This window comes from Burkholderia sp. Bp8963 (assembly GCF_003854275.1).
Classification (GTDB): domain Bacteria; phylum Pseudomonadota; class Gammaproteobacteria; order Burkholderiales; family Burkholderiaceae; genus Burkholderia.
Map to the genome: position 1 here is coordinate 1 of NZ_QTQP01000128.1, position 1,870 is coordinate 1,870.

Consider the following 1,870-nt stretch of genomic DNA (forward strand, 5'->3'; position numbering starts at 1 on the left):
AATTGGGATAGGGGCAGGCCTCGCGGCCCGACCCCTCCCGCACCACCGTGCGTACGGGTCCGTACACGGCGGTTCGGATCAGTTGATCGGCGATGGACCCAGCGACGGAAGGCCCAACGAGCGGAAGTAACGATTCGACAGCGCCTTGTTCAGTGCCGGGCTATTGCTCAGGCGCCAGACACCGTGGGGCGAACCCGCCGTTTGTGCGGCAAGGTGTCGGTTCACGCCTCGCGCAACCAGCTCCCGGAATCGGGTCCGGCCACGCTTCCACTGCTTCCAGAAGAAACAGCGCAGGCGGTGTCGGATCCATTCATCCAGTTGCTTGAGCACGCTGGGCGTTTCACAGAAACCAAAGTAGCCACGCCAGCCCGTCAGATATCGTTTCAGCGTGCCGATCAACTGGTCGACGCTGATCCCGCGCGAGCGTTGCGTCAGTTCCCGGACCCGATCCTTGAAGCGAGCCAGTGCCTTGGGCGCAATGCGCCTTCTGACCTGCTTCCGCCCCAGGAAGGTGAAGCCCAGAAACTTCCGCGTGTGAGGCCGTGCGACGGCGCTCTTCGCTTCATTGACCTTCAGCTTCAGCCTGCCAGTAAGGAAGGCCTTCAGCCCTGCCATCACCCGCTGGCCTGCACGTTCGCTGCATACGTAGACGTTGCAATCGTCGGCGTACCTCACGAACCGCAGTCCGCGTTGCTCAAGCAGCTTGTCAAGATCGTCGAGCATCAGATTCGATAACAACGGTGACAGCGGACCGCCCTGGGGCGTACCCTCTTCCGTTGCACCAACCAGCCCGTTCTCCAGCACACCTGCCGTCAGGAACGCACGGATCAGCTTCAGCATACGCTTGTCGCTGATCCGGCTTGCTACCCGGCTCATCAGGATATCGTGGTTCACGCGGTCAAAGAATTGCGCCAGATCCAGGTCTACCACCCAGCCATGTCCTGCCTGGATGTAGCCCTGCGCGCGCGCCACGGCCTGATGCGCCGAGCGTCCCGGACGGAAGCCATAACTGGAGTCCGAGAACGTCGGGTCCCACCGCCTTTGCAGCACCTGCAATACCGCCTGCTGAACGAGCCTGTCGAGCGCAGAGGGAATGCCGAGCTTGCGCACGCCCCCTCCATCCGGCTTGGGTATCTCGACCCGTCTCACAGCTTGTGGTTGGTAGGTTCCTTCGAGCAGTGAGGCCCGTATCGTCGGCCAATGCTCCCGCAGGTACGCCGGTAATGCCTGAACCGTCATGCCGTCCACGCCCGGTGCACCCTTGTTCGCTTTCACACGCTTCAACGCCTGCTTCAGGTTCTCCCTTTCGCAGACTTCTTCCATCAGTCGGTCACAAGCCGACGGGCTTTCAGACTCGGGGTTCGCCGCCACAGGTTCAGCCCCTCGCTCAACGGCCCTCGGGGCTTCACCCCTGCCTCCGATGTCGAGGACGCCATGCGTTTTCTGCTGCGCTCCCATGTCGAGTTCTCCGGCTTACTCGCCGCTCCTCTCCGTTTGGGCCTTCAGGCGTCGCCGCCCTAATATGCCCGCTGCTGACTCCTGCACGGCGATCAACAACCCTTGCGAGTTGTTCAGTCCTGATTCCAGGACACCGGGCAGGCCTCCCGAGGTAAGCTCAACCGCCTTCACCACACCCCTGCCAGATTTACCACCCCAGCCCTTGATGGTTGTGGACTTCGCGATCATTTGCTCGCTCGTCCGACTGGGTAGGCCTCGTATCTGGTTTCTGTTCGTCAGGTCGTGGCTTTGCTACACGCTTCCTTCAGACCCCGCCTCACGACGACGCCCTTGCGTTTCGCTAGTCCTTCGCCCCATCAGGCTGGACAGGGGACTTGCACCCCCAAGCTGTTGCGCATGCTCGGCGCACAAA

Annotated in this window: 2 protein-coding genes; both read right to left on the bottom strand. The window is 62.0% G+C overall.

The genetic code is table 11. The features are described from left to right. Positions 1-78 precede the first annotated feature (78 nt). Positions 79-1,458 (bottom strand): group II intron reverse transcriptase/maturase, encoded by a 1,380-nt coding sequence (ltrA, locus tag DID96_RS37585; protein WP_124604349.1) that lies wholly within the window; start codon positions 1,456-1,458, stop codon positions 79-81. Between the two features lie 15 nt (positions 1,459-1,473). After that, positions 1,474-1,686: a hypothetical protein gene (locus tag DID96_RS37590; protein ID WP_124604352.1), complete on the bottom strand. Its 213-nt coding sequence runs from the start codon at positions 1,684-1,686 to the stop codon at positions 1,474-1,476. Positions 1,687-1,870: the final 184 nt, after the last annotated feature.